Origin of the sequence: Clostridium sp. OM02-18AC, from assembly GCF_003481825.1 — a bacterium.
Lineage (GTDB): Bacteria > Bacillota > Clostridia > Lachnospirales > Lachnospiraceae > Brotaphodocola.
In genome coordinates this window covers 1-6,437 of record NZ_QULW01000032.1, presented here as the reverse complement: position 1 = coordinate 6,437, position 6,437 = coordinate 1, and the positions used below count along the sequence as shown (strand labels likewise).

Annotated in this window: 5 protein-coding genes; all 5 read right to left on the bottom strand. The window is 47.5% G+C overall.

Annotated elements, in window-relative coordinates; translation table 11 throughout:
* Positions 1-420: 420 nt before the first annotated feature.
* Positions 421-1,074, bottom strand: a complete 654-nt coding sequence (gene fsa, locus DXB18_RS15790; protein ID WP_118543218.1) for a fructose-6-phosphate aldolase — start codon at positions 1,072-1,074, stop codon at positions 421-423.
* A 22-nt stretch (positions 1,075-1,096) separates the two neighbouring features.
* Positions 1,097-2,434 (bottom strand): RNA polymerase factor sigma-54, encoded by a 1,338-nt coding sequence (rpoN, locus tag DXB18_RS15785; protein WP_118543219.1) that lies wholly within the window; start codon positions 2,432-2,434, stop codon positions 1,097-1,099.
* Positions 2,435-2,469: 35 nt separating this feature from the next.
* On the bottom strand, positions 2,470-4,362 hold the full coding sequence (locus DXB18_RS15780) for a sigma 54-interacting transcriptional regulator (protein ID WP_118543220.1): 1,893 nt from the start codon (positions 4,360-4,362) through the stop codon (positions 2,470-2,472).
* A gap of 212 nt (positions 4,363-4,574) precedes the next feature.
* Positions 4,575-5,540 carry a D-2-hydroxyacid dehydrogenase gene (locus tag DXB18_RS15775; protein WP_118543221.1) on the bottom strand — a complete coding sequence of 322 codons (966 nt, stop codon included), beginning with the start codon at positions 5,538-5,540 and terminating at the stop codon, positions 4,575-4,577.
* Between the two features lie 96 nt (positions 5,541-5,636).
* Positions 5,637-6,437, bottom strand: an 801-nt coding sequence (locus DXB18_RS15770; protein WP_147355255.1) for a TIM barrel protein, incomplete at its 5' end; no start/stop codon positions are given.

Genomic DNA, 6,437 nt, shown 5'->3' with positions numbered 1-6,437 from the left:
TTTTATTAGAATTTTCAGGGTTTTAAACACTGTTCAATCTTTCATTTTCAAGGTTCATGTTGTTGTCCGTTTCAGCGACAACGTTCGATATTTTATCACAACGTTTTTGCTTTGTCAACAACTTTTTTCATCTTTTTTATTTTTCTTTCAGATGTCTGCCCCGTTCTCACGGGGCGAGGAGTATCTTATCAAACATTCCAGGAAATGTCAACCACTTTTTTATCATTTTCCCATTTATAACAGATTCGAAGAGGATTTGATCATATCCTGTTCAATGCTGTAAATCTGCAAAAAATAGTTTGCTGTCAAAAACAAAGACAGGGCTGCAACGACCAGCAGAAAAACGGGCGTATCCATGATACGCCCGAAATGACATGGAAAGCAGCAGTCACGACTGCCTGAAGCAAAATCAATTGCTGATTATTCTCCAAACACAGCCTTGTAATCTGCCTGGAATTTTTCGATACCCTGGTCGGTTAACGGATGCCTGGTCATCTGAACCAGTACCTTATACGGAACAGTTGCGATATCAGCGCCTGCCTTTGCGCAGTCGATCACATGGATCGGGTTGCGGATGCTTGCAGCGATGATCTCAGTCTGAATGTCATGCATCATGAAAATCTCAGTGATATCGTTAATCAGATCAATGCCCGGCATGGAGATGTCGTCCAGTCTGCCAAGAAATGGAGAAACATAGGTTGCGCCTGCTCTTGCTGCTAACAGTGCCTGCGCTGCGGAGAAGATCAGGGTTACATTGGTCTTGATGCCCTCTGCGTGCAGAACCTTCACTGCCTTTAAGCCCTCTACAGTCATCGGGATCTTAACAACCATGTTCGGGTGAATCGCTGCGATCTCACGGCCTTCTTTGATCATACCCTCTGCGTCGGTGGTGGTAGCCTTTACCTCACCACTGATCGGTCCGTCTACAATGGAAGCAATCTCAGCGATAACCTGATTGAAGTTGCGGCCTTCCTTTGCGATCAGGGACGGGTTGGTGGTAACACCACAAATAATGCCCATATCATTTGCTTTGCGGATCTCATCTACATTTGCGGTATCTACGAAAAATTTCATGATTTTAATCTCCTTTTTCTTTCTAAAATACTTTCCGGTCGAAGCTGCCCCGGATTCCGAGTTCTTCCCGGTATTTTGCCACTGCTCTTCTGGATATCTCTATGCCGCGCTCCTTTAAGAGCGTTACCAGTTTCTGATCGCTGTAAGGTTTTTTCTTGTCCTCGCTGCGGATCAGTTCTTTCATAAGTTCCTTGATCTGCATGGTTCCAACCGCTCCCTCTGTCGCGGAAGCAGAAATCGATGCGGTAAACAGATTTTTCATCAGAATGGTGCCGCCCGGATACTGGATATATTTTCCCTTGATGGCCCGGCTGACGGTGGAAGTATGGATTCCGATCTGTTCTGCGACATCCGTCATCGTCATAGGCTTCAAAAAGGCGGTTCCATCCAGGAATTCACCCTGGTTTTTCAAAATCTGCTCCGAGATCGACTTCATGGTCTGTCTTCTCTGTGCAATGCTGTTCATAACAAAGCGGATACGCTCCAGCTTTTTCCGGAAATATGTGCTGAGTTCTTCATCCTGGGATTCTTTCATCATCTTCAGATAATAATCATTGATGTGGTAATCTTCCACCCAGCCATCATTCAGCTCAATTTCCCATTTGCCGTCTTCCTTGCGGAAAATGATATCCGGCACAAGATAGTCTGTCCTGGATTCCCCAAACTCTCCAAGCGGTCTCGGATTCAGCTTTGCGATCTGCTCAATGCATTTTCGCACCTCTGCGGTCGGCAATTTCAGGCTTCTGGAAATCACACTGATTTTTCCATCTGCTACATCCTGCAGGTGTTCCTTTACGATCTGGTATGCCGGCTCATTTTTCAGTCCCTGCATTTCCAGCTGTTTTAACAAACTATGCTTTAAATCCGGTGCAAAGATGCCATAAGGCTCCAGCTCCTGTAAAACCCGAAGCGTCCAACGAACCTCATCCTCTGCTGCGCCTGTTTTCTTCGCTGCTTCCTCCACCGGGATCGTGAAAAATCCATTGTCATCCAGGCATTCTGTCAGAAATTCCGCTAATTTCCGGCTGCATGCGCCAGCCGGTATCTGCTCCAGAATATAATTTTTGATATCTGCCGTTTCCGGCATGGGAATGTCTTTTTGACGCCGGTCTTCTTCCTCTGCAGTGTCCTCATAACTCTTTTCCAGAACGGTCGGCTGCTCATAAGTCTGACCAATGTCTTCCCTTCTGCCTGCCATATCATGATCCGGACTGTATTCCAGAAGCGGATTTTCCAGATATTCATCCTGCAGGAAATTACTCAGCTCCACGCTGTCCATCGCCAGTACTTCCAGAGACTGGATTTGGTTTTGGGAAAGCTGCTGTTTCTGTTCCAGGGTTAAGCCGTAATTCATCTCCATGTGTCTGTTTCACTCCTTGTCCCTTTATATCCTCGTTACTTTTCCCTGCGTTCCAGTTCACTCTGGCGCTTCGCCATTCTCCACAAAGTTGTACGGCTGACGCCAAGCTCTTTTGCCAGTTCTTTTTTCTTCTTTTTGGGCTTCAGGCGGCTGTACACAGAATCGTCAGATGTTTCCTCCACCAGGTTGAGTGACGGTTCTTCTATGCTGCTTTCCCGGAAGATCTTTAACTGCCGCAAAAGTCCCGTGCTGATCACGTCACTGTCATTTAACACGATGAGACGCTCACAGACATTGCGCAATTCCCGGACATTTCCCGGCCAGCTATGCTGCGCAAGCAGATGTGCCGCATCCGGTGTCAGGGAAGGAATGGGTTTTCCCATCTCGCAGGCGAACCTGGTCAGATAAAAATCCACCAGTTCCTGAATATCCTCTTTTCGCTCTCTGAGCGGAGGAATCGTGATATCAAGGAGGTTCAGACGATAGTAGAGGTCTGAACGGAATTGTCCTTCTTTGATTTTTTCTTCTATATTGATATTGGTTGCGGAAACCACCCGCACATCGATCGGATGTACACTGGTACTTCCGATCCGCCGGATTTCTTTTTCCTGCAGAACACGAAGAAGCTTTGCCTGCAGCGTGATCGGAATTTCTCCGATCTCATCTAAGAAAATCGTTCCTTTATGAGCCAGTTCAAAAAGTCCGATCTTACCGCCCTTGGCCGCACCGGAAAAGGCACCTGCCTCATAACCAAACAGCTCACTCTCCAGAAGATTTTCCGGGAGTGCCGCACAGTTCAACGCGACAAACGGCTGGTCTCTACGACTGGATGCCTGATGAATGCTGTGCGCAAACAGTTCTTTTCCGGTACCGGTTTCTCCCACGATGAGTACGTTGGAATTCACGCGGCTGTAACGCTCTGCCATCTGGATGTTTTCGCGGATCGCCTGACTTTTTCCCAGGATATCCTTAAAGGAATATTTGGCAGTCAGACCTTTTTCCGAAAGTCCTTTTCGGATTTTTTGCTCTTCTTCTATGATCCGGTCTGCATTCCGGATGAACATCAAGGCCCCCGCCTCGGAAGTACCGTCGCTTAACGGCTTAAACTGTACATAATAGCTGGTCCCATTGATCTTTAAGATCCGGTCGCGGCGCCCACTTCCATCGATCAGTTCCGCCCATTCTTTCGAATGATCCAGCTCCTGCAAAGTTTTTCCCTCCACAGAATCCACCGTAGATAACTGGAAGATGCGGTATGCCTGATTGTTGATATTTAAGATCTGACCGCGCCCATTGACTGCCAGGACACCTTCCTCACTGTGATTGAGCATCTCTTTGATAATCACCGTTTTGGCACGCTCCTGGTTGATCGTCCTTGCTGCGTTGACCGCTTCCAGCATGGCGACTTCCACGGCATCGTAATTGGTATGGATATGTACCCATTTCAGGCCCATGCGGTCACAGATTCCGCACATGGTACCGGCACCCACAAAAATATCGGCTCCGTCTTCCAGTGCTTTCTGAATGGATGTTTCCGTCGTTTTCTGATCCTGCGCGTCATATAATGAAATAGAGGCTCCGCATAACTCTTCCAGTTCCTCCATACAATGAAACTTTTTCTTATGCAGGCAAAGCGCGATTTTCTTTGCATGCTGCTTTCTGCACTGGACCAGCGCATCAAAAATATCAAAACTGCTTACATGGATCTCGATCACATGTTTGTCGGGAAAAAGCTTTTTCAGCGTATCATATGTCATTCCGCGGGCCACTAAAACATCGGCATCCTCATTCTGTGCCAGTGCCTCGGGCGTCCCGAACACATAAATGGTCTCAATCTGTATATTTTTATACTGCGGCAGTTTGCGGACCACATCTTCAAAGATTTCTTTCAATTCGAGATGCGGTATAAATACCCTTATCTTAACCATATCAGAGATCTTCTCCTTTTTCTCAAACAGTGTTTCCGCCCTGTTTTCATGAACAGGGCCATGGTAAGTATACCACAGCCCTGTTCATTTTGCAGAAAAAATATATAAATTTTCTCATTTATTTGTTCGTAATGCATTACTGTTCACGCGTTGCGCAAACAATAGCGGAACAACAGGTGCTTCTTGATCGTAACGCTGTCTCTTCTGCAATTTTATTTGTTTACCACGTTCTGTGGAGCACCATCGATCACAGACTTGATGTTCTCAGCTGTCGTGTTCATGATACGTTCCCGTGCTTCCTTGGTTGCCCAGGAGATATGAGGCGTAATAATGCAGTTCTTTGCCTTCAGAAGAACGTTATCCTCTTTGATCGGCTCTGTGGAAACAACGTCTACGGCTGCAGCAGCCACTTTGCCGCTCTCTAATGCATCGTAAAGATCCTGCTCTACGATCAGCGGACCACGGCTGTTGTTGATGATGATCACGCCGTCTTTCATCTTTGCAATGTTCTCTTTGCCAATGATACCCTGGGTAGACGGGAACAGCGGGCAGTGCAGGAAGATGAAATCCGATTTTGCAAGGAGTTCATCTAACTCAACGTACTCTGCAACCTCTTTTCCTGCCTCACTCTGGAATGCATCGTAAGCGATGACATTGACGTTCATAGCTTTTAAGATCTTTGCGGTGTTTACACCGATACGGCCAAGGCCGATGATACCAGCAGTCTTGCCGGATACTTCGATCATCGGATAGTGCCAGTAGCACCAGTCTGCGTTTGCAGCCCACTCGCCCGCATGGACAGAATCGCTGTGATGTCCGATATGAGAACATACCTCTAACAGAAGGCTGACAGCGAACTGGCTGACATTGTCCGTTCCATATACCGGAACGTTCATAACCGGAATACCTTTTTCTTTTGCATACTCGTAATCTACGACATTGTAGCCGGTAGCCAAAACTGCGATTGCTTTTAAGTTCGGGCATTTGTCAATGGTTGCTTTGCTGATCGGAGTCTTGTTGATGACGATCACGTCAGCATTGCCGATACGCTCTGCGATCAGCGGGGACTCCTCATAAGCGGTTCTGTCATAAACGGTAACTTCGCCAAGTGCCTCGATCGGTGCCCAGCTGATGTCGCCCGGGTTTTCCGTATATCCATCTAATACAACAATTTTCATGATTCGATTCTCCTTTTGATCTTGCCGTCTGCAGCCATGTTTCCGCCAGCCGCAGACCGGCTTTCTATCGTCATTCGTCTTATACCGTTTCTGTTATTAGTCTTCTACCAGAGCCCATGCGCGGTTTAAGCAGCGCTTGGTGTTTGCCAGAATGATCTCGTCATCCTCACCAGGAGCAAGGGTTACTTCCATGGACAGAACCATCGGATCTTTTGCATGGAAAAAGCCCTCTTCCTTCAGAACCTGCAGGTAATCAGCCAGCTGCTCTACATCGTTTGCGCTGTTCGGATAACCCAGACGCGGATGCTTGTCACCGTACATCGGGCAGCCCTCTTCTACAACTGCGTTTCCGAAATGAAGGTGCGTGATATACGGTCTTAAGGTCTGGATCACAAATTTGGAAGTCTCATAGGTGGTCGGGAAATGAGACAGGTCTACTAACAGGCCAAAGTTGTTGTGGGTCATTCTCATATCAGCAGCGAACTGTGCAGCATACGGAGCCGGTCCGATGAGCGCTGCCTTATCCATATCGAAATCGAATACCTCAAGTTCTACGTTCATGCCCTTCTTTGCAGCGTAATCGCAGACATTGCGGGTGGTCTTTAACAGCTGTGCGTATGCCTGGTCTTTGGTCGCCTCTTCCCACTTACCAGCCAGAAATGCGATCCCTTTTGCACCAAGGTACTCCGCCTCATCCACTGCCTCGATCAGGGTAGCTTCTGCTTTCTTTCTGCCCTCTTCATCGATATCGTTCGGGTTTAACTTCGGTCCGAGAAGTCTCGGCTGTGCACCATAACAAACCTTTAAGTGAGACTGCTCCAGGATCTTCTTTACTTCCTCGCGCTCTGCGTCGTCTGCACATTTGGTAACCTCGATGGCATCAAAATAATCATCCAC

Excerpts from the sequence above, each read along its gene's own strand:
- fsa (WP_118543218.1), bottom strand. The coding sequence starts at position 1,074 with ATGAAATTTTTCGTAGATACCGCAAATGTAGATGAGATCCGCAAAGCA.
- rpoN (WP_118543219.1), bottom strand. The coding sequence starts at position 2,434 with ATGGAGATGAATTACGGCTTAACCCTGGAACAGAAACAGCAGCTTTCC.
- DXB18_RS15780 (WP_118543220.1), bottom strand. The coding sequence starts at position 4,362 with ATGGTTAAGATAAGGGTATTTATACCGCATCTCGAATTGAAAGAAATC.
- DXB18_RS15775 (WP_118543221.1), bottom strand. The coding sequence starts at position 5,540 with ATGAAAATTGTTGTATTAGATGGATATACGGAAAACCCGGGCGACATC.